This window comes from Pseudomonas bananamidigenes (assembly GCF_001679645.1).
In the GTDB taxonomy this organism is placed as follows: Bacteria; Pseudomonadota; Gammaproteobacteria; order Pseudomonadales; family Pseudomonadaceae; genus Aquipseudomonas; species Aquipseudomonas bananamidigenes.
The window spans coordinates 1-23,578 of the sequence record NZ_LRUN01000063.1 but is presented as its reverse complement, the minus strand read 5'-3'; the positions used below and the strand labels follow the sequence as shown (position 1 = coordinate 23,578).

At 61.2% G+C, this 23,578-nt stretch carries 18 protein-coding genes; 8 read left to right on the top strand and 10 right to left on the bottom strand.

What is annotated here, in order from left to right; genetic code table 11:
• The coding region (locus tag BBF94_RS21430) for a beta strand repeat-containing protein (RefSeq protein WP_141676614.1) at positions 1–3,564 on the top strand (3,564 nt) is incomplete at its 5' end.
• A 181-nt stretch (positions 3,565–3,745) separates the two neighbouring features.
• Here the strand turns inward: BBF94_RS21430 and BBF94_RS21425 are convergent.
• From BBF94_RS21425 to BBF94_RS21410, 4 genes are all read right to left on the bottom strand, one after another.
• A complete protein-coding gene (locus BBF94_RS21425) occupies positions 3,746–4,117 on the bottom strand; it encodes a DUF6124 family protein (protein WP_065260962.1) in 372 nt (123 codons plus the stop codon).
• A gap of 442 nt (positions 4,118–4,559) precedes the next feature.
• A complete protein-coding gene (locus BBF94_RS21420) occupies positions 4,560–7,562 on the bottom strand; it encodes a hypothetical protein (RefSeq protein WP_141676613.1) in 3,003 nt (1,000 codons plus the stop codon).
• A 146-nt stretch (positions 7,563–7,708) separates the two neighbouring features.
• On the bottom strand, positions 7,709–8,104 hold the full coding sequence (locus BBF94_RS21415) for a YbaN family protein (RefSeq protein WP_065260960.1): 396 nt from the start codon (positions 8,102–8,104) through the stop codon (positions 7,709–7,711).
• 10 nt (positions 8,105–8,114) lie between these two features.
• Positions 8,115–8,702, bottom strand: a complete 588-nt coding sequence (locus tag BBF94_RS21410; RefSeq protein WP_065260959.1) for a UPF0149 family protein — start codon at positions 8,700–8,702, stop codon at positions 8,115–8,117.
• A 277-nt stretch (positions 8,703–8,979) separates the two neighbouring features.
• Between BBF94_RS21410 and recQ the strand changes: the two genes are divergently transcribed.
• The 3 genes from recQ to BBF94_RS21395 all read left to right on the top strand — a co-directional run bounded on the left by recQ (position 8,980) and on the right by BBF94_RS21395 (position 13,905).
• On the top strand, positions 8,980–11,109 hold the full coding sequence (gene recQ, locus BBF94_RS21405) for a DNA helicase RecQ (RefSeq protein WP_065260958.1): 2,130 nt from the start codon (positions 8,980–8,982) through the stop codon (positions 11,107–11,109).
• Between the two features lie 434 nt (positions 11,110–11,543).
• A complete protein-coding gene (locus BBF94_RS21400) occupies positions 11,544–11,978 on the top strand; it encodes a MarR family transcriptional regulator (RefSeq protein WP_065260957.1) in 435 nt (144 codons plus the stop codon).
• A 127-nt stretch (positions 11,979–12,105) separates the two neighbouring features.
• On the top strand, positions 12,106–13,905 hold the full coding sequence (locus BBF94_RS21395; protein WP_065260964.1) for a FimV/HubP family polar landmark protein: 1,800 nt from the start codon (positions 12,106–12,108) through the stop codon (positions 13,903–13,905).
• 6 nt (positions 13,906–13,911) lie between these two features.
• Here the strand turns inward: BBF94_RS21395 and BBF94_RS21390 are convergent, their stop codons facing one another.
• Complete coding sequence (locus BBF94_RS21390) at positions 13,912–16,101, bottom strand: patatin-like phospholipase family protein (RefSeq protein ID WP_065260956.1); 2,190 nt, start codon at positions 16,099–16,101, stop codon at positions 13,912–13,914.
• Positions 16,102–16,172: 71 nt separating this feature from the next.
• On the opposite strand from BBF94_RS21390, the gene BBF94_RS21385 reads away from it, so the two are divergent.
• Positions 16,173–16,460 carry a SelT/SelW/SelH family protein gene (locus tag BBF94_RS21385; protein WP_065260955.1) on the top strand — a complete coding sequence of 96 codons (288 nt, stop codon included), beginning with the start codon at positions 16,173–16,175 and terminating at the stop codon, positions 16,458–16,460.
• On the opposite strand, the gene BBF94_RS21380 is transcribed toward BBF94_RS21385, so the two are convergent.
• Entirely contained in the window at positions 16,454–17,347 is an 894-nt protein-coding gene (locus BBF94_RS21380) for a DMT family transporter (protein WP_065260954.1), read from the bottom strand. The genes BBF94_RS21385 and BBF94_RS21380 overlap by 7 nt on opposite strands.
• A gap of 72 nt (positions 17,348–17,419) precedes the next feature.
• A complete protein-coding gene (locus tag BBF94_RS21375; RefSeq protein WP_065260953.1) occupies positions 17,420–18,184 on the bottom strand; it encodes a helix-turn-helix transcriptional regulator in 765 nt (254 codons plus the stop codon).
• 132 nt (positions 18,185–18,316) lie between these two features.
• Between BBF94_RS21375 and BBF94_RS21370 the strand changes: the two genes are divergently transcribed.
• Positions 18,317–19,132, top strand: coding sequence for a UDP-2,3-diacylglucosamine diphosphatase (locus BBF94_RS21370; RefSeq protein ID WP_065260952.1), 816 nt, complete (start codon positions 18,317–18,319; stop codon positions 19,130–19,132).
• Positions 19,133–19,285: 153 nt separating this feature from the next.
• On the opposite strand, the gene BBF94_RS21365 is transcribed toward BBF94_RS21370, so the two are convergent.
• Together BBF94_RS21365 and BBF94_RS21360 are read right to left on the bottom strand one after the other, a co-directional pair.
• Entirely contained in the window at positions 19,286–19,876 is a 591-nt protein-coding gene (locus BBF94_RS21365; RefSeq protein ID WP_065260951.1) for an HD domain-containing protein, read from the bottom strand.
• A 23-nt stretch (positions 19,877–19,899) separates the two neighbouring features.
• Positions 19,900–20,211: a DUF962 domain-containing protein gene (locus BBF94_RS21360; RefSeq protein ID WP_065260950.1), complete on the bottom strand. Its 312-nt coding sequence runs from the start codon at positions 20,209–20,211 to the stop codon at positions 19,900–19,902.
• 168 nt (positions 20,212–20,379) lie between these two features.
• Here BBF94_RS21360 and BBF94_RS21355 point away from each other — a divergent pair, with 168 nt between their 5' ends.
• A complete protein-coding gene (locus tag BBF94_RS21355) occupies positions 20,380–21,441 on the top strand; it encodes an AraC family transcriptional regulator (protein ID WP_218060143.1) in 1,062 nt (353 codons plus the stop codon).
• Here BBF94_RS21355 and BBF94_RS21350 read toward each other — a convergent pair.
• Positions 21,398–22,852 carry a TrkH family potassium uptake protein gene (locus BBF94_RS21350; protein ID WP_065260949.1) on the bottom strand — a complete coding sequence of 485 codons (1,455 nt, stop codon included), beginning with the start codon at positions 22,850–22,852 and terminating at the stop codon, positions 21,398–21,400. The two genes, BBF94_RS21355 and BBF94_RS21350, sit on opposite strands and share 44 nt — an antisense overlap.
• A gap of 121 nt (positions 22,853–22,973) precedes the next feature.
• Here BBF94_RS21350 and BBF94_RS21345 point away from each other — a divergent pair, with 121 nt between their 5' ends.
• Positions 22,974–23,540 (top strand): nitroreductase family protein, encoded by a 567-nt coding sequence (locus tag BBF94_RS21345; RefSeq protein ID WP_065260948.1) that lies wholly within the window; start codon positions 22,974–22,976, stop codon positions 23,538–23,540.
• Positions 23,541–23,578 lie beyond the last annotated feature (38 nt).

Here is a 23,578-nt window from a genome sequence, read left to right as displayed (position 1 = left end):
AAAAACCTCAGCACCGGCAGTGCGCCGGATGCTACTGCGCTGACCCAAAGTGGCACCTTCACCGTCACCGCCCTCGATGGTCTGCAAACCCTCACCGTCGGCGGCATTGCGGTGGTCACCAATGGCGTGGCCGCCGGCTTCCCGCAATCGGTCACCACGCCGCTGGGCAGCACACTGACAGTCACCGGCTTCAACGCCGCAACCGGTGTCGTGAGTTACAGCTACACCCTGGTGCACAACGATGCGCATCCGACCGGCAACGGCGCCAACAGCATCACCGAGAACTTCAACGTGGTGGCCACCGACGGCGATGGCAGCACCGCGTCGGGGCAGATCAACGTCAACATCGTCGATGACCTGCCGACCGCCAAGGCCGACACCGGCTCGGTGGTGGAGGGCGGCACGGTCAATATCAGCGTACTGGGCAACGATGTCACCGGTGCCGACGGCCCGGCAGCGGGCGGTGCGGTGGTGGGTGTAAGGGCCGGCGGCGACACCTCGACCTCGGCCATCGGCGGCCTCAACAGCAACATCAACGGTACCTACGGCTACCTGACCCTGGATGCGGCGGGCAACGCCGTCTATCACAGCAACCCGAACTCGGTGAGCCCGCCGGGCGCCACCGACACGTTCACCTACACCATCCGCGACAGTGACGGCGACGAAAGCACCACGACCATCACCGTCAACGTCGCCGACAGCAAACTCGTGGCCTCGGTCGATCAGGACGTGACCGTCTACGAAAAAGCCCTCGACCTGACCAAGGACGGACAAGACCTGGCCCCCGGCACGGTCATCGGCAGCGACCCGACCAATACCGGCGAAACCGCCAGCGGCACGCTGGTCGGTGCGGTCACCGGCGGCAGCGGCGCGATCACCTACACCCTGGTCGGCAGCGCTACCGGCACCTACGGGCAGATCCAGCTCAATGCCGACGGCACGTACACCTACACCCTGACCTCGGCGCCGAAAACCACACCGAACGCCAACGACGGACCGAACACCCTGAGCGAAAGCTTCACCTACAAAGCCACCGATGCGCTGGGCAACAGCACCACCAGCACCATCGTGGTCAACATCGTCGACGACGTGCCCAAGGCGGTGGCCTCGGATCGTTCGGTGGCGGCGGTGGAGATCGATTCCAACATCCTCATCGTGCTCGACATCTCCGGCAGCATGGCCGACGCCTCCGGCGTGCCGGGCCTGTCGCGGCTGGACCTGGCCAAGCAGGCGATCAGCGCCTTGCTCGACAAGTACGACGATCTGGGCGATGTGAAAGTGCAGCTCGTCACCTTCAGCAGCAGCGCCACTGACCGCACGTCGGTGTGGGTCGACGTGGCGACCGCCAAGACCTTGCTCGCCGGCCTCAGCGCCGGTGGCGGCACCAACTACGATGCGGCCGTGGCGACCATGCAGACCGCGTTCAACACCTCGGGAAAACTCACCGGGGCGCAGAACGTCGGCTACTTCTTCTCCGACGGCAAACCCACCACCGGACAGGAAATCGGTACTGCCGACGAGGCCGCGCTGAAGAACTTCCTCGATGCCAACAACATCAAGAACTACGCCATCGGACTCGGCAGCGGTGTGAGCAACGCCAACCTCGATCCGATCGCCTACGACGGCATCAGCCACACCAACACCAATGCCGTGGTGGTCACCGATCTCAATCAACTCAACTCGGTGCTGTCCGGCACCGTGGAAGGCGCGCCGGTTACCGGTTCGCTGCTGGGGGACAGTGGTTCGTTCGGCGCCGATGGCGGTTTCATCAAGTCCATCGTGGTCGACGGCACCACCTACACCTATGACCCGAAAGCCAACAGCGGCCAGGGTTCGCTCACCGCCAGCGGCGGTACCAACCACGGCACCTTCAACACGGTGAACAACACCCTGAGCATCGCCACCAACAACAGCGGCACGCTGGTGGTCAACCTCGACACCGGCGACTACAGCTACACCTCGCAGAAAACCACCACCACGGTGATCACCGAGAACATCGGCTTCACCCTCAGTGACAACGACGGCGACCTCGCCAGCTCGACGCTGACGGTGAAAGTCATCCCGAATTCGCCTCCGGTAGCGGTGGACGATCACATCATCACCAACGTGCTGTCGAGCACCGTGACGGTGCCGGGCGAGCTGCTGCTGGCCAACGACAGCGATCCGGACGGCGACAGCCTCAACGCTTCGCCCACCACCTTCAACACCGGTTGGGTGGCCAAGGGCGCGGATTTCACTGGCAGCGGCGCAATCAGTTTCACCGGCACCAGCAACACCAGCGCCAACCAGAACCTCGCCGATGTACGCAGCTCTTTCGCGGCCAACACAGCGGCGATGACAGCCGTGCTGGTGGTCAGCGGTTACCTCGGCGCGGTGACCAACGCCAATGCCAACGATGAAGACCTGATCACCGTCAAACTGAAACAGGGCGAGACCCTCAACCTCGACCACAACCTGGCGGCCGGACACATCACCATGGAGTATTCGGTGAACGGCGGGGCGTTCGTCAGCATCGCCGATGGCGGCACCATCACCGCCAGCGCCGACGGTACGTATCAGATCCACATCACCAACATCACCAATACCAGCGGCAGCAACCCCAACGCTGCGGAAAACTACCAACTGACCATGACGGTCAACTACGCCGGGGCCCACGATGTCACCCCGGATTTCCAGGGCACCTACACCGCCAACGACAATCACGGCGGCAGCGATACCGCCAACGTGACCATCAGCTATCAGGACGGCCACACCCTCACCGGGACGTCCGGTGATGACGTGCTGGTGGCGGGCAGCGGCGACAACATCCTCAACGGTGGCGACGGCAACGACGTGCTCACCGCAGGTTCCGGCAACAACGAACTGCACGGCGGCGCCGGCAATGACTTGCTCTACAGCGGGCCGGGCAACGACATCCTCGACGGCGGCACTGGTATCGACACGGTCAGCTACGCCCATGCCACCGCCGGGGTGACGGTCAACCTCGGCCTGCTCGGTGCGCAAAACACCGTCGGCGCGGGTACCGATACTCTGAGCGGCATCGAGAATCTCGTCGGCTCGAACTTCAACGACACCCTGACCGGTGACAACAATAACAACGTCATCAACGGCGGGCTGGGCAACGACATCCTCAACGGCGGCGGGGGGGACGACCTGCTGATCGGCGGCATGGGCAACAACACCCTGACCGGCGGGCCGGGCGCCGACACCTTCCAGTGGCTCAAGGGCAACAGCGGCCACGACACCATCACCGACTTCACCCCAGGCACCGACAAGCTCGACCTGTCGCAACTGCTGCAAGGTGAAAACGGCACGGCAGCGTCACTGGATGACTACCTGCACTTCACCGTCACCGGCAGCGGCGCCTCGGTGGTTACCACCATCGATGTCAGCGCCATGGCCGGCGCCACGCCGAACCAGACCATTGACCTGGCCGGCGTCAATCTGGCCAGCCATTACGGTGTGACGCCGGGGGCGGGCGGGGTGATTGCCGGTGGGCATGACACGGCGACGATCATCAACGGCATGCTGAATGATCATTCGTTGAAGGTGGATACGGTGTGATCTGAACGCTGAAACGATAAAACCCGCCGTCCCGGTTATACGGGACGGCGGGTTTTTTATGTCTGGTAAAACTGTGGCGAGGGAGCTTGCTCCCGCTGGGTTGCGAAGCAGCCCCCAAGAGCATTGCGAGCGCTTCGCACTCGAGCGGGAGCAAGCTCCCTCGCCACAATCGCTCACTTGGCTAGAGGTTTGCGTCAGCCTTCAGGTCCAGATCATCCAGCACCCGATTCACCGCCAGCTCTCCCAGCATGATCAGTTGCGCAATTCCCGATAGCACATGCCGCTGCGGCGCATCGATCATCCCGGCGAAGTCGCTGGCCATGGTTTTGGCTGAGGTCAGGGTTTCGCAGGCGTCGGCCAGCAGCTCTTCGCTCGGGATGCCGGGGGCGATGAGGTAGCGGGTGTTGGGTTTGAGCAGCGGTTTTCTGGGGTGGAACGGATTGAGGTAGTGGTCGAGGGCGCGCTCGGCGGCTTCGTGGAATTTCTTGGAATCGAGGGTTTCGTAGGGGGAAGTCGAATCGACTTCCGGCGGGTTTGGCGTGGGTTTGACCATGGGTAAAGCCTCTAGAGTAGTGGAGGCGCCACGCTTCGCTGCTAAACGAAAGAGGTGGCGGCCGTACGCGGGTTAGCAGACCAGGACTCTAGAACCCGGCGCACCGAAGTGCCCCACGCAAAGCCGCCATAACGTGAACGGACAGGCGTGAGCCTGATCACGAACGAACGGCATTGTGCGTCTAGAGTAGATCCGGGCTGCTAAACCCGATCGCTGCTTTTCAGCGACCGCCAAACAATAGAACCCGCCCCCAAGGCGCACAAGCCGGCGGATTCTGGCGGATGCGTAGGCAAAGGCGCAAGGTGGCGTGGCTTTGCGGACATAAGGTTCAACACTCTTCAACAAGGTTTTGCTAAGGCGCGAAAACGACAAACCCGCGCTCCCGGATTACCGGAAGCGCGGGCTCGGAGGGAACTATGCACTCCCTTTTCTCTTTTTTCGCTCAATACCGTCTCAGACACCATGGCCAATAACGAGCATTCACGTTAGTGGTACATACATGTCCGCCACCTCCATGAACATAATATCCGACGGTGCCTGCGGGGCACGCCGTGGTATCGCACATCCACGTAACCCATCCTGCCGACAGAGGCCAGTTATACCCATAAACCACGTAGATGGAGGGCCAGGTCAGTGTCAAGGGAATCGAACCTGGAACGCTGTTCATCCAGTTCACGGCTTCATAATGCGTCATACCTGCAGCGTAGATATCCAATCTGTAAATATTGATTGAGTCCACATAGATCGCATGGGTGGTGAATTTGTCCTGAACATAAATGTAGGCAGCCCCCCAGCGAAGGCCGGTTACCACGCCATTGACGTCAACGGAAACAACAGAGGGATTGCTTGAACTGAAGGTACGCTGGCCCACACCATATTGCGGGCTTAGTTGTAGCCAGTTACGCGGCCATCTGGCACCTGTTTCCGGCCAACCGGTATAGACCCGATATCCGTCTAGAAGCCTGCGCGTCGTATCGATTTGCAGAGGCCGGCGAAGGATAACGTTGCGTGCCGGAGACGAAAGGTTGCTGCCATATTTCGCTCTGGCAACGATCGAGTTGTTGGCGTCATAGTTGCTCACCGTCACTGGAGCACCGGGAGCGTTGCCCGCGCTATCGGTAGTGACGACTTTCTGCACCGCACCGTTGACCAGGATTTCAATTTGCTCGTTGACGCTGCCACGGCAGTGAATGGTCAGGGTCGTGGATATCGTTTCGGTGTTATGAGGAACTTCCCCTTGAGGGGCTTGTACCGCTGTGATGAGCGGTTGCAGTTCCACCAGCGATGCAACAATCAGTATCAGAGTTGGAAATCGCAAAGGCTCTTTCCCGCTTCCCAGTGCCACTGAAAATTTAGCTTTCAATTCGCTACCGTCTTTCAGATCAGCAAACCACGGCAGCGAAAGTGCGGTTCTGGAGCCGGACTCCGTTCCCGTTTCCTCACCTTTCAACGCTTCATAACTGACGGCGCTGCCGTTTTTATGAGTGCCTTCAAAGGTGAGAAATCTGGCTTGTCCCGGCGCCTGCCCCGGCCACGGATCAACCTCCAGCACATTGGCCGCTGTCAGCTTTTTCACCTCGATGACACCGCTGACTCCACTGATTCGCGGCGTTGGGAAGCGAGGGTCCTCATGGGAGATCGGCGCGATTTCAAAGTCTGCTCCCGGCGAGGAGGCCAGTTTTTTGTTGTTGCGCCGCAAGTTCCAGCGAAGACGAACCGTTGTACCCTGATGGGCGACCAGAAACCGGGTGTCGAGCACCCAGTTGGCGCGGTTGTTCTGGTTCAGAGGTGTCAAAGCGAAAGGCGTAGCGCCGACGGGAGCGTTCACATGTACCAGTCTTGCCTGGTCACCCTGAATCTTCGCCGGGAATTCGACACGAATCGTTTGATTTGCGCCCAACGGATCAAACGGTGGCAGGGCGCCCGCCGATTTTGGCGGATCGAGCACGATGGCTTTCTCGTCACCGATCTTCAACGGCAGCGGTTCGGATACGACTCTGACTTCGTTCGGATTAATGATCGCGCATTGCACCACCAGCGACGAGCCGGGGTAAGGGCCGACATATTTGGCAGGTACCTTGAAAATGATGGATAGCGTCGGGTCGGTGACGATCTGCTGGAAAATGACAAGGACCGGCACGCCCGCATCGTCGACGGTTTGCCAGAGCAGTTGGACAGTCGCCCCCGGTTTCAGAGGCCAATAGTCTGCGCACTGTACCGTGACCTCCAGGGTATCCACGGGGACGGTGTCGGTATTTTCCAGTGGTGTGACGGTGGGTTGGCCCAGCTTGAACGTTCCACCGGCAATGGTGGCATCGGCGGGTTTCGACTCCTGAGTCTTGCCGGCTCGGGTCAGTCTGTAGGTCGCGCGGCAACTGCCTCTGATGAGGTTTTGCACTCGAAAGTTGTCAACGTCTACTCTCAGCGAACGAGTGGCGGTCGACACCGGTATCGAGTAGCTGTGACTAACGGGGTCACCGCCTTCGGTGACGCCCTCAAGTAAAAGCACCACCTCATCACCAATCGCGAAAATCCCGGTGATCAATATCGGCATGGGGCCGCCCGCGAGCCAATCGTGGTGCACCACGTTGTCGATATCGGCCAGTTCGAAAATGGGGGCGGCCAGCAATACGATGCCGGGCTTGAATACAATCTCCAGTGCATCCGACCAGCCACTGGAGTTCTCGACCACATCGAATACCTCCCAGCGCACGATTATCAGGTTGGTGGGCTTGAGGGTGGCGAGCATTTCGGGCGTCAGTTCGAACACTACATCGCCCAGTGCGGTGACTTCGACTTCCAGCAACAGCGAGCCGAAAGCAAGCACCACGGTGTCGCCGATTTGCTGATTGAAGTACTCCAGTACCGTCACAAACATCCCGTCGTTGATTACGGTCTGATCGATGAGCGTTTCCGAGGCTACCGGCAATTTCAGACCCTGATTGAATGGCTTGCCGCCATCCGTGTCAGGCTCGCCCGGGGCTGGGTATTTGTAGAACAGCGGGGCATGCGGCGAGTCCTCCGTAGAGTTGTCGCTGATACGACGAACCTCGACCCAGATATCCTTCTTTTCCGAGAGCAAGGGCGCAAACTTGCTTTCCATGACAGCGGCGGGGATATAACAAGGGATGTTTTTCGCGTCGCCGTTACTGTCGAAATGTGCGTCGGTAACTGGAAACTCCACCACCGGCGCGTTTTTCGTCTCGATGAATACTTTGATGTAGTCGCCGACGGCCATGTTCAGATAAACGAGGATGTAGATCAGCAAACCATCGCGGTCACCATGCACCATGTTGATGTTGACGCCCAGGCTTGCATCAGGTTGGGGTTTGTACCCGACGGGGTAGGGCGGATAGACGACAAGTACGCCAGAGGCGCTGCGGTCAGGTGGAAAAACAACGATTGTATTGGGCGTGGAACCGGACGCTGTAAGTGGACTGTTCATGTATGCGCACCTTCGCAAGGGGTGCCCGAATGTCTGGATGCCGGCACCGTTGACGAAGGATTAGAGCGCTGACGCGTTTAGCTGCCTACTGTCAGATCTGACAGGGGAACGAGGGTTTTCGACAAGCGGTCACCGTGCGGGGTGCCTCAGGATTTACGCAACGTCTTCTGCCGCAAGATATAAACCGTCACCAACACCGCGCTGGTCAACATGAACCCCCGCGCCCACGGCAGTGGCACCAGGTAGCACGAGAACAGAATGCTCGCCCACATCAGCCCGATCGCATAGACCTTGCCCTTGAGCGGTATGCCGTTGCCATCGAGGTAGTCGCGGATCCATGGCCCGAGCCGGGGGTGCTCGACCAGCCATTGATAGAAGCGCGGAGAGCTGCGGGCGAAGCAGGCGGCTGCCAGCAGGAGGAAAGGGGTGGTGGGGAGAACAGGCAGGAATATCCCGATCACCCCCAATGCCACGCTCAGCCAGCCGATGGCCAGCAGGATGTAGCGCAACATCAGGGGGCGGTTGCCTATGGGGTTGTCCATAGGCCGCAACTTAGTGGTGACGTGGCTTGAGGATCGCCGGTTTTTCGTCGGGAGCGTGGCACAGCAGGTACAGCGCGGTCAGGGCTTCCGGAATCTGCACGATCATGTCGTCCATCAGGTTGGCATCTTTTGCGATGTCTTCGAATTCCGGCTGTTCGTCGAACAGACCCGAACCGACCATGATCGGCAGGAGCATTTCGCTGACTTCTTCTTCGGCGGTTTCGAACCAGGCCGCTTCGCGCAGGAACACGCCTTCCATGAAACCGATGCACCAGCCGCGCAGTTCGGAATCATCCGGCTCGTCGCCCAGGTCCAGGTCGCACGGCAGCTCGAATTCTTCATCGGAGGCCAGTTGGCGAGCGATGTGGGCCTTGAGGCCGATCAGCGTGGCTTCGATCTCTTCGCGCTGGGCTTCGCTGCTGTAATGCGGCTCTTCGGCGAACAGGGCGTCGATCCATTCACGATCCGGCACCACGTCGGCGCAGATCGACAGCGCGGTCAGGTAGCCGTGAGCGGCCACATAGTCCAGCGCCTCTTCATGCAGCTCGTCGGCGTCGAGGAAGACTTGCAGGCGGGTTAGTTGCTCGGCGAAGGACATTAAAAGGCTACCTTGGGGGAATAAACAATGCGGGAATTCTAGGCCTTCTTGAGCCCTCAAGCCAGCCGCATGGCACATTTGCGCCCACAAGCTTCTTATCGGCGGCACCCTTTGCCGGGAAGGGCTCGGGTATACTGCCGCGCTTTGCGATCCCTGCCGGCGTCGCGGCTGATTTTGTACGGCGTCCTGCAATGCGCCCTTACGTTTTGTTTAAAGCGGCCCCGGCTGCCTTGAACCAGCCTGTGCAGGGATGTTTCGGTGGATTTTTGGAGTTTTTATGCTCGAACAGGCTCAACGCGTCCTCAAGGACATCTTCGGCTACGACAGTTTCCGCGGTCGCCAGGGTGCAATCATTGAGCGCGTGGCCAGTGGCGGCGATGCCCTTGTGCTGATGCCGACCGGCGGTGGCAAGTCGCTGTGCTTTCAGGTACCGGCGCTGCTGCGCGATGGCCTGGCCGTGGTGGTGTCGCCGCTGATCGCGCTGATGGACGATCAGGTCGCCACCCTTGAAGAACTGGGCGTGGCCGCTGCGTCATTGAACTCCACATTGAGCCCCGAACAGCAACGCGACCTCGCCAACCGGATCCGGCGCGGCGAAGTGAAAATGCTCTATCTGGCGCCGGAGCGTCTGGTGCAGCCGCGCATGCTGTCTTTCCTGCAAGGTTTGAACATTGCCCTGTTCGCCATCGACGAAGCGCATTGCGTGTCGCAGTGGGGCCATGACTTCCGTCCGGAATACCTGCAACTGGGGCAGTTGGCGGAAATGTTCCCCGACGTGCCGCGCATCGCCCTGACCGCCACCGCCGACAAGCGTACCCGCGAAGAAATCGTCACCCGTTTGCATCTGCAGAACGCCGAACGCTTCCTGTCGAGCTTCGACCGGCCGAACATCTTCTACCGCATCGTGCCCAAGGAGCAGCCGCGCAAGCAGTTGCTGGCGTTCCTCGCCGAGCGGCGCAGCGATGCCGGCATCGTCTACTGCCTGTCGCGCAAGAAGGTGGAGGAAGTGGCCGCGTTTCTCACCGAGCAGGGCTTCCCGGCGCTGCCGTACCACGCCGGTCTGCCCAACGACCTGCGCGCCTATCACCAGAAGCGCTTCCTCAACGAGGAAGGTCTGATCATGGTCGCCACTGTGGCGTTCGGCATGGGCATCGACAAACCCAACGTGCGCTTTGTTGCTCACCTCGACCTGCCGAAATCCCTTGAGGCGTATTACCAGGAAACTGGACGTGGTGGTCGTGACGGTCTGCCGGCGGATGCGTGGATGGCCTACGGTCTGCAGGACGTGGTGATGCTCAAGCAGATGCTGCAGAACTCCGAAGGCGACGAGCGCCACAAGCGTCTGGAGCAGCACAAGCTCGACGCCATGCTCTCGCTCTGCGAAGAAACCCGTTGCCGCCGTCAGGCGTTGCTGGCGTACTTCGATGAAGACATGCCCGAGCCTTGCGGCCACTGCGACAACTGCATCGACGGCGTGCAGACCTGGGACGCCACCGAGCCTGCGCGTCAGGCACTGTCGGCGATCTACCGCACCGGCCAGCGTTACGGCGTCGGCCACCTTGTGGACGTGCTGCTGGGCAAGGACAACGAAAAAGTCCGCAGCTTCGGCCATCAGCACCTGTCGGTGTTCGGCGTGGGCAAGGCGCTGGGGGAGAGTGAATGGCGTTCGCTGTTCCGCCAGTTGGTGGCCCGTGGTCTGGCGGACGTCGATCATGAGGGCTACGGCGGGCTGCGTCTGAGTGACACCTGTCGGCCGCTGCTCAAGGGCGAAGTGAGCCTGGAGCTGCGCCGCGACCTCAAGCCACAAATCACTGCCAAGAGCGGCAGCAAGAGCCAGGCCAGCCAACTGGTGCGTGGCGAAGAACGCGAACAGTGGGAAGCCTTGCGCGCCCTGCGGCGCAAACTGGCGGAAGAACATGGTGTGCCGCCGTACGTCATCTTCCCTGACTCGACGCTGCTGGAAATGCTCCGCAGCCAGCCGACCTCCATGGCGCAGATGGCTCGGGTCAGCGGTGTCGGCGCACGCAAGCTGGAGCGTTACGGCGAGGCGTTCCTCGAGGTGCTGGGCGGCGAGGCAGAGGCGCCGAAAGTGGTGGCCGATGTGCGCCACGAACTGATCACCCTGGCCCGCGCCGGCATGACGCCATTGCAGATCGCCGGCCAGTTGCAGTGCTCGGAAAAGAACGTTTACACCATGCTCGCCGAAGCCATCGGCAAGCAGCAATTGTCGCTGGAGCAGGCGCTGGATCTGCCGGAAGACCTGATGGGCGAAGTGCAGGACGCATTCCTCGACGGCGAGGGCGAATTGCCATCCGTCGCCGAAGTGGCGGAGCTGTTTGCCGGCCGTGTTCCGGAGGGTGTGCTGTATTGCGTAAGGGCCGCGCTGCAATCTGAATTCGAAATGTAATTCGGCCCATTCCCCTCACCCCAGCCCTCTCCCCCAGGAGAGGGAGCCGACCGAGTTGTCTTGAGCTATCCATCGACCTGGAATATCGGGTCGATTTTGGATTCAGCTCAGAGCATTCAGGTCGGCGTATTTCCTGAATATTCCCCCCAATCGGTTCCCTCTCCCCCAGGAGAGGGAGCCGACCGAGTTGTCTTGAGCTATCCATCGACCTGAAATATCGGGTCGATTTTGGATTCAGCTCAGAGCATTCAGGTCGGCGTTTTTCCTGAATATTCCCCAATCGGTTCCCTCTCCCTCGGGGAGAGGGTTAGGGTGAGGGGCTTTTTGGATGTAACGATTCAGTACAAGTCCCCCCTTGCCTATAGCCAAATGTCATGCTTAGCTGACTAATAATTAGTTTTTCTCTATTTCTTCAGCCTGACCATGAGTGTTTTATGCCCTTAACCGATCAACACCGCTTTGGCATGCAACTGGCCCAGATGTCCCGTGGCTGGCGTGCCGAGCTGGATCGCCGGCTGGCCGGCCTGGGTCTGTCCCAGGCGCGCTGGCTGGTGCTGCTGCATCTGGCGCGTTTCGAGGAAGCCCCGACCCAGCGGGAGCTGGCGCAAAGCGTCGGCGTCGAAGGGCCGACCCTGGCCCGGCTGCTTGACAGTCTGGAAAGCCAGGGGCTGGTGCAACGTCAGTCCGTGATGGAAGACCGTCGGGCGAAAAAGATTGTGTTGTGTGCCCCGGCCCGCCCGCTGATCGAACAGATCGAAACCATCGCCACGCAGCTGCGCAAGGAGTTGTTCGAGGGCATCGATGAGGCTGACATGAAGGTGTGCATGCGGGTTCACGGGCACATTCTGGCGAATCTGGAAAAATCTTGAGGCACAACGACGTGCCGTTTTTTTGAGGGATCGCGCTGGGCAGACTATAAGAACTACTGGGCAATATCGTGTTCGTACCGGATGTGCGAACCCATAGAAGTCGGTTTTGCTTATTTAAGGGATGCTCATGCTCGACAGTCGGCACGTAGTACTGCGTTGCGCCCATTCACTGCTGGTGGCCGGTGTTGTCACCTGGTCCACGGCATCGCTGGCTCTGGGGCTCGGTGACATCACCGTGCACTCAGCGCTCAATCAGCCGTTCAAGGCCGACATCGCCCTGGTGGATGCCGCCGGGCTCAGTGCAGGCGAACTCTCGGCCAGCCTGGCCTCGGCGGACGAGTTCGGCCGAGCCGGCGTCGAGCGGGTGTTCTTTCTCAACGACCTCAAGTTCACGCCGATCCTGCACGGCAATCGCAATCTGATCCGGGTGACCTCCACCAAGCCGGTCAACGAACCTTTCCTGAATTTCCTGGTGCAGCTCAATCAGCCCAACGGCCACCTGCTGCGTGAATACACGGTGCTGATCGATCCGCCGGGTTCGCCGGGGATCGTGCCGGCCACCGACGAACCTGATGTCCATGCGCAATCTTCGGAATTCCCGACGCCCGAGCCGCCTGTAGCCACCCCCCAGAACAAGCCTGTTGCCGCACCGGTCGCGCCAGCGCCTCAAACGACGCCAGCCAATGACGCGCAGGCGGAACAACTGGCGGCCAGCGTGCTGCAGAACCAGCAATTGCAGAAGACCATCGATGAGCTGAATCTGAAGCTGCAGACGCAGGATGTGCAAATCGCCGACGGCAAGAAGCAGCTGGCTGATCTGCAGGCCCGTCTGGCAGAGGTTCAAAAGGCTCCGCCGGCGCCTGCAGCACCGGCAGCGCCTGCACCGGTGCCGGTCGCAGCGCCGACGCAGACACAAGACGACTCTGTCAGTTGGCCTTTGCTCCTGGGCTTGTTGCTGTTGCTCGGGGGGCTGGTGGCCGGGCTGATCGTGCGCCGCCGGCGTCAGCAGGCGACGATCCCGGATGGATCGGCACGCATGCTGCCGCAGCGAAGCGAACCAGAGCTCAATGACAGCGAACACGTTCGCCCCCATGCTGCGCACGGAGCCGTTGAGCATCGAGACGAACAGACAAGCGGCGATGTACTGGAAGCCGTAGGTATTTACCTGGCCTATGGTCGGCTGGGCGAAGCGCTTGGCCTGCTGCGCGAAGCGTTGCGAAAGGACCCGGAGCGCATTGATCTCGGTATGCAGTTGCTCGATGTGCTGGGACGGCAGGGCGATCAGGCAGCCTATGACGAACAGGAACAGCACTTGCGCCAGCTCGGTGTCGAAGAGCAGCGGCTTGCCGATGTCCGCTCACGTCACTCCAAACTGACAGCGACCCCAGCGCCGACCCCGGTGGCCCCCGCCATTGTTGCGTTGCCCGCTGAGCCTGCGTTGCCTGCCGAACCCCTGGCCGAAGACGATTTCGAGCTGAATCTGGATGCGTTGTCCACGGACTCCGCCTGGGAATTGAAGGACAGTCGCGCTTCCAGTGATACCTCCGCGCCGGCCCCGTCTGCGTTCGGCTCCAGCCTGCAGGTACTGCCACAGGATTTCGAGCCTCCGTCATCTGTCGATGAGAGCCCTGAAACGGCTGAGCTGGAGTGGATCGCCGAACCGGAGGTGCCGCCGATAGACGACGATTTCCTCAACGAGTTTGGCGATCCCGAGCAGTCTCTGGCGCTGGAGCCACTTGATCTGCAAGCGCCGGAGCCAGAGCCTGATCCGATAGAAGCCGCCAATGCGGGAAAACTCGAACAGGCCCAGACCTGCATCGACGATGGCGATATCGACAGTGCGATCGCCTTGCTCAATGAGCTGCTCAAGGAGGGCGACGAGCCCCTCAGGCAAACCGCCCGAACTCTGCTGGCGGGAATTCGCTGACCCGGCTCAGAAGGTTTGCCCCAGGTTCAGGTAAACCGCCTGTTCATTGGCATCGTTGAGGCCATAGCTGAAATTCAATGGCCCCAACGGTGTGTCGAAACCGATGAATACGCTGGCCGCATTGATGTAGCCGCTGTCGAAGTCGTTATCGTTGTTCCAGGCCCGGCCACGCTCCAGCGACCCGCCGGCATACAGCGGGAAATCCAGTGGCAGGTAGGCGCGTGGCGTCAGACGGCGGTAGTACACGGCCCGCAGCAGGCTGACGTTCTGCCCGGAGATGGCGTCTTCGCGGAAACCGGACAGCTGCCGGGCGCCACCGAGCAGGAAACTAGAAGTCACCACATTGGCATCGTCCAGCGTGCGCCCATAGCGACCGCCCAGGATCAGCGTGTCCGGGCCGCTGCTCATGGCCTTGTCCAGTTTGAACTCCCATTGCCGGTAGCGCGTGTCGGAGCCCAGGCCCGGCTCGAACTGCATCAGGGTCAGGCTGACGTCCTTGCCGTCATGGGGAAAGTACACGTTATCCAGTGAGTCGAACGAATACTTCAGCGCATAGAAACCTTCATTGAAATGTTCGCTCGGCAGATCCTGATCGCCGATCCGCACGTCTGCCTTGCCCCAGGCCTCGCCGACGCCAAAGCGGATTTCGCCATTGTTGCCGATCTGGCGCCCGACGTTGAGTCCGAAACCGTAGCGCTCGACGCGGTACTGGGCGACCGGATCGTTGTCGAGCACCGAGTCGACATTCTGGGCTTCGAACGCCGCATAGGGGGCGACGAAGTAGCGTGAACCCACGTCCAGCGGCTGGTAGAACTCCGTGTAGAGTTCCTGTTTGTCACCGATTTGCGCCCGGGTCAGCCACTCGGCGCCGAGGCGATTGATGCCGTTCATGCGGTAACTGGCGCCCAGATTGAAGGCGCTGTCGCCGCGCATGTCGTCCGACAGGTTCAAGCCGACCCGCAAGTAATCGGTGCCGCTGCGCTTGCCCCGGGCGCTGATCACCAGCGTGTGTTCCTGGCCCTTGTGTACCACGCGGTACTGCACCTGTTCGAAGTAATCCAGACCGTACAGGGTGCCCATGTCCGAATGCAGTCGACCCAGGTCCAGCGGTTCGCCAATGGGCTGGCGGATGTAGTAACGGATCACGTCGTCGCCGACTTTCGAGTCGTTTTCGATTTTGATCGCGGTGATGATCGGCGTGCGTTGGCCCGGTGCACGGGCGGCGTTGAGCTCCGCGTCCTGCGGTACCGCAGGCTTCAATCGCGCGAGGCGGGCGTCAAGGGCTTTGGTGGCGCGGTATCCGGCGTCAATCATTTCTTCGGCGCGACCGAAGTCGGTGACGCCGAAACTGGCCAGTGGTGGCTGGATCAGCACGTCATTGGGGTGCAGCGCGGCCAGTTGTTCCTCGGAATTGCGCCGGGTCATCAGGGTGATCGACTGGTTCAGCACATCCACCACGGTGGTCAGTTGCTTGCGATTGCGCAGCGGGGTCCCGATGTCGACCACGATGGCGACATCGACGCCCATTTCCCGGGCGACATCGAGGGGGATGTTGTCGGTCATGCCGCCGTCCACCAGCAACCGGCCGTCCAGCTCGACCGGGGCGAACACCGCCGGTATCGACATGCTGGCGCGAATCACCTGGGGCAGGTGGCCCTTGCGAAACACTACTTTTTCGCCATTGGCGATGTCAGTGGCCACGGCGCGGAACGGGATCGGCAGCTTGTCGAAATCCCGGGTGTCGCTGGTATGGGCGAGCAGGCTTTCCAGCAGCAGCGCCAGGTTCTGTCCCTGGATCACCCCCAACGGCAGGCCGAGGCTGCCGTCGTCGCGAAAACTCAGTTTCTGCTTCACCAGAAAATCACGGTCATCCTGTTTGCGCCGAAACGGTACGTCTTCCCGGGGTGGCGCATCGGACAGGGCCTGCTGCCAATCGATGTTCAAGGCCATTTTTTCCAGCTCGTCGATCTGGTAGCCCGAGGCGTACAGGCCCCCGACCACCGCACCCATGCTGGTGCCGGCGATCGCGTCGATCCTGATGCCTTGCTCTTCCAGCGCCTTGAGCACGCCGATGTGCGCCAGCCCACGGGCCGCGCCACCGGACAGCACCAGACCGACTTTCGGTCGGGGTGCTTCACTGGCATGAACGAACAGCGGCAGGAAACCAAGCAACAGGCAGATCAGCAGACGACGCATTGTGAGTCTCGGGGCGAGCGTTAAAGCCGGCTATTATAGCGGCGCCCTCTGGCTCAGGAGTTTCAGCGATCATGACCGCCACAAAACCGGAAATCGTCATCACTTATTGCACGCAGTGCCAGTGGCTGTTGCGTGCCGCGTGGCTGGCGCAGGAGTTGCTCAGCACCTTCGGCGACGACCTTGGCAAAGTGTCGCTGGTGCCGGGCACCGGCGGGATTTTTCACATCAGTTGCGACGGCGTGCAGATCTGGGAGCGCAAGGTCGACGGTGGTTTTCCCGAGGCCAAGGTGCTCAAGCAGCGGGTACGCGACCAGATCGACCCGGAACGCGACCTTGGCCATAACGACCGAACTCAGTGAGGGGCCGCCTCGGCTGCCACGGCTTTTTTGCCGGAGCTGCCTGACAGCTGGCTCGACACCACGATGGCCACGATGATCAGTGCACCGCCCAGCAGCATGCGCAGGGTCGGATTTTCATCGAACAGCAGCCACGCGACGGTGATGCCGTACACCGGCTCCATGGCGAACACCACGGCTGCAGTGCGCGCCTTGATCACTGCCAGACTGGCGACGAACAGGCTGTGGGCGACGCCGGTGCAAAACACCCCGAGCAGCCCGATCCACAACCAGTCGATGGCACGAACGTCGCTCAGTTGTGGCGCCGCCACCGGCAGCAGACACAACGCCACTACCACGTTCTGACACAGCGCTGCCTGCACTGCCGGGATGCGACCGGAGCTGGCCCGGTTGGTCAGCGACAATAGCGAAAACAGCAGGCCGGACAGGATCGCCCAGAGCAGGCCGGCAGTGGCGCCGCTGGCCAGATCGAACGCCGGGGTTACCAGTATCAGCCCGACACTGACCAGCGCCACCAGAATGATCTCGTTGGCGCGAATACGCTCGCGGAAGATCAGACCTTCGAGGATCACCGTGAAGGCCGGGAAACTGGCGAAGCCCAGCGTGGCGACGGCGACACCGGCGACCTTCACCGCGACGAAGAAACTCACCCAGTGGCCGGCCAGCAATACACCGCTCAGGGCCAGTCGTCGCCAGTCCACGGCTTGCAGTCTTTGCCAGCCGTGATCGGTGGCGAAACGGGTGAAGAAAGCCAGCGCAAGTACGGCGAAGGCGGCTCGTCCAAAGACGATGACCGCCGGCGTGGCGGCAGCGAGTTTGCCGAAGACGCCGGTCAGGCCGAACATCAATGCGCCGATATGCAGGGCGCCGAGGGCGGTACGGGGAGTCATTGCAGTCCTTTTTCCAAACACCATTTCAGGCACACATTGAAGCGTGTATCCGTCGAAACGTCTGTCGGCAGACTATCGACTTTTGTCGTCAGTCTCGCGTCGCAATTGTGTAGGAGAGGTACCAAACTCACGCAGGACGGCAGCCGAGAATGCACTTTGCGATCCATAGCCGACGCGGCTGGCGACTTCACCGATGGGCAGGGTGGTTTCCCGCAACAGCGTGATGGCCTTGTGCAGGCGTCGACTGCGGATGTAGTCCATGGGCGTCTGCCCGCATTCGGCGACGAACCGGGCGTGCAGTCGAGCGCTGGATAATCCGGCGACGCGAGCCAGGTCCGCCACTTGCAGCGGATAGGCCGCGTATTGCTCGATGTGCGCATCAAGTGCCGCGTAGGGCAGGCGGCGGGCGCAGATTTCGGCAGGTCGAGCGTGGTTCAGGCTGGCCAGCAACAAAACCGCGCCCTGTTGCGCGATCAACGGATCGTCCACCGGACTGTTCGCCAGCCAGTTGACCAGTTGGCCTTGCCCGGCATCCAGCGACAGGCGTGCGGTGTTATCCAGCAGACGGCGGCTGGCCTCGGCGTGATCGCCCAGCGAACGGGTCAGCCATTGCTCGTCCGGCACGTCCAGCACCAGACAACGGCTGCCCTTGGGGCTGCCGCACGCATGGTGCGCGCCGGCGGGAATCACCACGAAACTCTGCTGCAGGACCTGACTGCCATGACCTTCGACCTCGAAATCCAGCGCGCCGGACAGGCCGAACACCAGTTGCGCGTGGTCGTGACTGTGGACGATCAGGTCGTGGGTGTAATGGCGCAGGATCAGGATCGGTTGCATGGCGGTCTCCGGGCGAGCTGCCAGTCTACACCGGCGCGCAGTCGGCGCGTTTGTCACAAGACTGACGCATGCCTGTCATGGTCGATTAACCGGGTTCGCGCACAGTGGCGAAAACATCGCAGAGGGTTGCCCATGACCAGCGCCGAGCTCGCCCGACCCAGCCGTAAACAAAGGGTTCGCACCTTGTGGATCTCCGACGTGCATCTGGGCACGCGGGATTGCCAGGCCGAGCATCTGTCGCAGTTCCTCAAGGGCTATCACGCCGACAGGATTTACCTGGTGGGCGACATCATTGACGGCTGGAAGCTGCGCGGTGGCATGTACTGGCCCCAGGCGCACACCAATGTGATTCGCCGTTTGCTGACCATGAGCAAGCGCGGTACCGAGGTGATCTACGTCACCGGCAACCACGACGAATTCCTGCGCCGCTATTCAAAGCTGATTCTGGGCAACATCCAGCTGGTGGACGAAGCCGTGCACGTCACCGCCGATGGCCGGCACTTGCTGGTGATCCACGGCGACCAGTTCGACGTGATCACCCGTTATCACCGCTGGCTGGCGTTCCTTGGCGATTCGGCCTACGAATTCACCCTGACCCTCAATCGCTGGCTCAATCACTGGCGGGCGAAATATGGCTACGGCTACTGGTCGCTGTCGGCTTATCTGAAGCACAAGGTGAAGACGGCCGTGAATTTCATCAGCGACTTCGAAGAGGCCATCGCTCATGAATGCGTGAAGCGCGAGCTGCACGGTGTCGTGTGCGGGCACATTCACCACGCCGAGATCCGCAAGGTCGGCGAAGTGGATTACCTCAATTGCGGAGACTGGGTGGAGTCGTGCACGGCGCTGATCGAGCACTGGGACGGTACGATCGAGCTGTATCGCCTGGCGGATGCGCAGGCGCGGGAGGCCGAATTGAAAGCGGCCAAGGTTGCCGAGCTGGCTTAGGATCTCTGGTGTTTTCTAAGGCCTCTTCGCGGGCAAGCCCGCTCCCACAGTGACCGCGTCGCTCATAGATTCTTTGTACGGCGCGAAACCTGTGGGAGCGGGCTTGGTTCGGGAGACGATCCGACGAAGAGGCCGGTACAGCCGACATCACATTCAGGCGGTGCTGTGTTCTTCCATCGCCGCTTTGTAGATCGAGTTTTTCGGCTGGGCGAACAGCCGCTCGATCATCGGTTCGAAGAAACTCAGCGGCAGGGTGTCGTAGTCCGGGTCGAACGCCGCCGCGTCGTATTTCGCGCAGAACTCGGCGGTCGCCTGATACTGCGGATGGCCGCTGAACTGCTCGCGCAAGTGCCGATCCATGCCCAGGTGATGGAAGAAATAGTAGCCCTGGAAGATTCCGTGTTTCTCCACCATCCACAGGTTTTCGGCGCTGACGAACGGTTTGAGAATGGCGGCGGCGATGTCCGGGTGATTGTAGGAACCCAGAGTGTCGCCGATGTCGTGGAGCAGGGCGCAGACCACGTATTCCTCGTCGCGCCCGTCGCGATATGCACGGGTGGCGGTTTGCAGCGAGTGGGTCAGGCGATCCACCGGGAACCCGCCGAAATCACCTTCGAGCAATTTCAGGTGCGCGATGATCCGGCCCGGCAATTGACGGGCGTAGGCACTGAAATCCGCCGCGATGATTGCCCAGTCTTCCTGGGTGCCGTGTTCCATGTGGGTGAATTTGGCAGTGGCGTTCATCGACAATCCTTCCGGTCAGGTTTTCAGAACGCCACGCGACCCAGGATCATGTCGCGATACATGACGAAGTCGCCCAGCAGGCTGTAGAGCGGATGCTGGAAGGTGGCCGGCCGGTTTTTCTCGAAAAAGAAATGCCCGACCCAGGCGAAGCCGTAACCGGCCAGCGGCAGGGCCAGCAACAGCAGCCAGGCGCCCTTGGCGATGGTCAACGCGAGAATGAAGATCACCAGCGTCGTGCCGACGAAGTGCAGGCGACGGCAAGTGCTGTTGCTGTGTTCGCTGAGGTAGTACGGATAGAACTCGGCGAAGCTGCTGAAAGGCTTGATGGTTTCCACGACCGCTGTCTCTGTGGTTATTGTTCTGATGGCAGGTTGTTCGGCGGGTAGCTTATTTGAGTCTAGAGTGAACAGTGGCGTCGGCCAGTGACAATCGGCGCCACTTTACTATCCTTGGAAAATCGGCCGTAGTATGCGGCTCATCATGTCATCCAAGAAAAAAACGCCATGAGCGAACGTACGACTTCTGCAAGCTGGGCGATGGGGATTGTCAAGGCACTGGAAATGGACGGCCTGGATTGTCGGGTTCTGTTCAAGCAACTGGGGCTTGATTATGCGGCGCTGGAGGATCCGGACGCGCGTTTCCCGCAGGATTCCATGACCCGACTCTGGCAGCGGGCGGTCGAGCTGTCCGGCAACCCGGCCATCGGCCTGAACATGGGAAAGGTGGTACGACCCGCCTCGTTTCATGTTGCGGGCTACGCGTTGATGTCCAGCAACACCCTGGCCGAAGGCTTTCAGCGACTGGTGCGGTATCAGCGGATCATCGCCGAAAGTGCCGACCTGAGTTTTCGTCTGCTCGACGAAGGCTATGCGCTGATCCTGACGGTGCACGGCGATCATCTGCCGCCGACCCGGCAAAGTGCCGAAGCCTCGCTGGCCTGCGCGCTGTCATTGTGCGGCTGGCTGACCGGGCGTACCTTGCACCCGCGCAAGGTGCTGGTGCAGGGCGACGAACCCGATGACCTTGAACCCTACAAACAAGCCTTTCATGCACCGCTGGTATTCAATGCGGCGTATGACGCGCTGATCTTCGAGCGGGCCGACATGGAAGCGCCGCTGCCCACGGCCAACGAGGCGATGGCGCTGCTGCACGACCGGTTTGCCGGGGAATATCTGGCAAGGTTTTCCGAAAGCCGCGTGACCCACAAGGCCCGTCAGGTGTTGTGCCGTCTGTTGCCTCAGGGCGAACCCAAACGCGATACGGTGGCGCAGACGCTGCATCTGTCCCAGCGCACTCTGCAACGGCGCTTGCAGGAGGAGGGCACCAGTTTCCAGCAGTTGCTCGATGACACTCGCCGCGAACTGGCCGAACAATACCTGGCGCAGCCCAACATGACCCTGCTGGAAATCGCCTATCTGCTGGGGTTTGCCGACCCGAGCAATTTCTTCCGCGCCTTCCGCCGCTGGTTCGACACCACGCCCGGCGATTACCGGGCGCGTTTGCTGGACGCGCCGAACGCGGTCAGTGGCGCCAGAACGCCGGAATACACAGCACAAACACCGTAATGATCTCCAGCCGGCCCAGCAGCATGCCGAACGACAGGATCCACTTGGCGGCATCCGGCAGCGTCGAGAAGTTGCCGGCCGGCCCGATGGTTTCACCCAACCCCGGCCCGACGCCGGAAACGGTGCTGGCCGCGCCGGTCAGCGCCGTCATCCAGTCCACGCCGATCAGTGACAGCAACAGGGCTATCACACAGATCGTGATGGCGAAGAAGAACGAAAAGGTCAGGATCGAACGGACGATCTCCTCGTCGAGGCGATGGCCGTTGTACTTCTGCTTGATCACCGCGCGCGGGTGAATCAACTGATTGAGGTTGGCCTTGAGCAGGATGTAGGCGACCTGGAACCGGAAGATTTTGATCCCGCCAGCCGTCGAGCCGGAACAGCCACCGACGAAGCCCAGGTAGAAAAACAGCATCAGCGAGAAATTGCCCCACAGACTGTAATCCCCCAGCGCAAAACCGGTGGTGGTCACGACCGACGTCACGTTCAGCGCCACATGACGCAGTGCGTCCAGCCAATGCAGGTCGGTGGTCCACCAGTACCAGGTGCCAAGTACCAGCCAGGTCACCAGCAGCATTCCGAGCAGGCCTTGTACCTGCTGATCCTTGATCAGCGCCCGGCGGTTGCCGCGCAACGTGGCCACGTAAAGCGTGAACGGCAGGCTGCCGAGGATCATCACCACCACCGCCACCCAGTGCACCGCCGGTTGTGTCCACTTGGCCAGGGACTGGTCAGAGGTCGAGAAACCGCCGGTGGAGATCGCCGACATCGCGTGGTTGATCGCATCGAACGGGCTCATTCCCGCCCACCAGAACGCCAGGCTGCCGAGAATGGTGATGCCGATGTAGGTGACCACGATCAGGCGCGCCACCATGTGCGAACGGGGCATGACTTTTTCCGAGCGATCCGAGGATTCGGTCTGGAACAGGCGCATGCCACCGATGCGCAGCAGCGGCAGAATCGCCACTGCCATGCCGATGAAGCCGATGCCGCCGAGCCAGTGCAGCAGTGAGCGCCACATCAGGATGCCGGGAGACATGGTGTCCAGGCCGCTGAGTACGGTCGAGCCGGTGGCGGTGATGCCGGACATGCTTTCGAAGAACGAGTCGGTGTAGCTGATGTGCTGGGTCAGCAGAAACGGCAGCGCGGCGAAAATGCACACCACCAGCCAGCTGGTGACGGTCAGCAGGTACATGTCGCGGGGGCGCAGGTGAATGTGTTCCGGGCGTCCCGGGATCACCAGCGCCAGGCCGGCGACGAAGGTGATCATGCTCGCCCAGAGGAACGACGGCAGGTCACCGGTGCGGTCGAAAATCACCAGGGTGGCCATGGGCACGACCATGGCGATGGCCAGGGTGATCAGGAAGATGCCGATGATGAAACCAATGATCCGTAAGGTCGGCAACGCCATGAAGTCCGCTCGGGCTGATGTGGGAAAGGCGCCATTCTACCTGCGAGGCAAGGCATGTAAACCGACGCGGCCGGATCACTTGCAGCTAGAATAGCCGGACATTTTTTTCAGGAGGTGGCCGATGCAGGCTCTCGACGCTTTGCTCAACCGTGTTTCCGTTCCGCGACTGGTCGACCCGGCCCCTACCGCCGAACAACGCGAAGTGCTGTTCGCCGCCGCGACCCGCGCACCGGATCACGGGCATTTGCAGCCGTATCGCTTTCTGACCGTCGAAGGCGCGGCACGTGAGCAAATGGGTGAGTTGCTGGCGCAGGCTGCGCAGATGCAGGAAGGCGAAGTCACCGAAGCGATGATCGACAAGGCCCGCAACGGCCCGCTGCGGGCGCCGCTGGTGGTCGTGGTCATCGCAAAACTGCAGGATCATGTCAAATACCCGAAAGCCGAGCAGTTGCTGGCGGCGGGTTGTGCAGCCCACGGGATTTTGCTGGCGGCCTATGCGCAGGGGATTGGGGCGGTATGGCGTACCGGTGAGCTGGCTTACTCGAAACATGTCGCCAAAGGTTTGGGGCTGACGGATGACGAGGAGGTGATTGCGTTTCTCTACCTCGGCACGCCGCAGAAAGAACCGCGAGTGGCGGAAAAGGTTGATCTGGCGGAGTTTGTCAGTGCCTGGCCGGGCAAGGCTTAAAGGACGTTAAAAGCATTAAAAGCGCCCTCACCCTAACC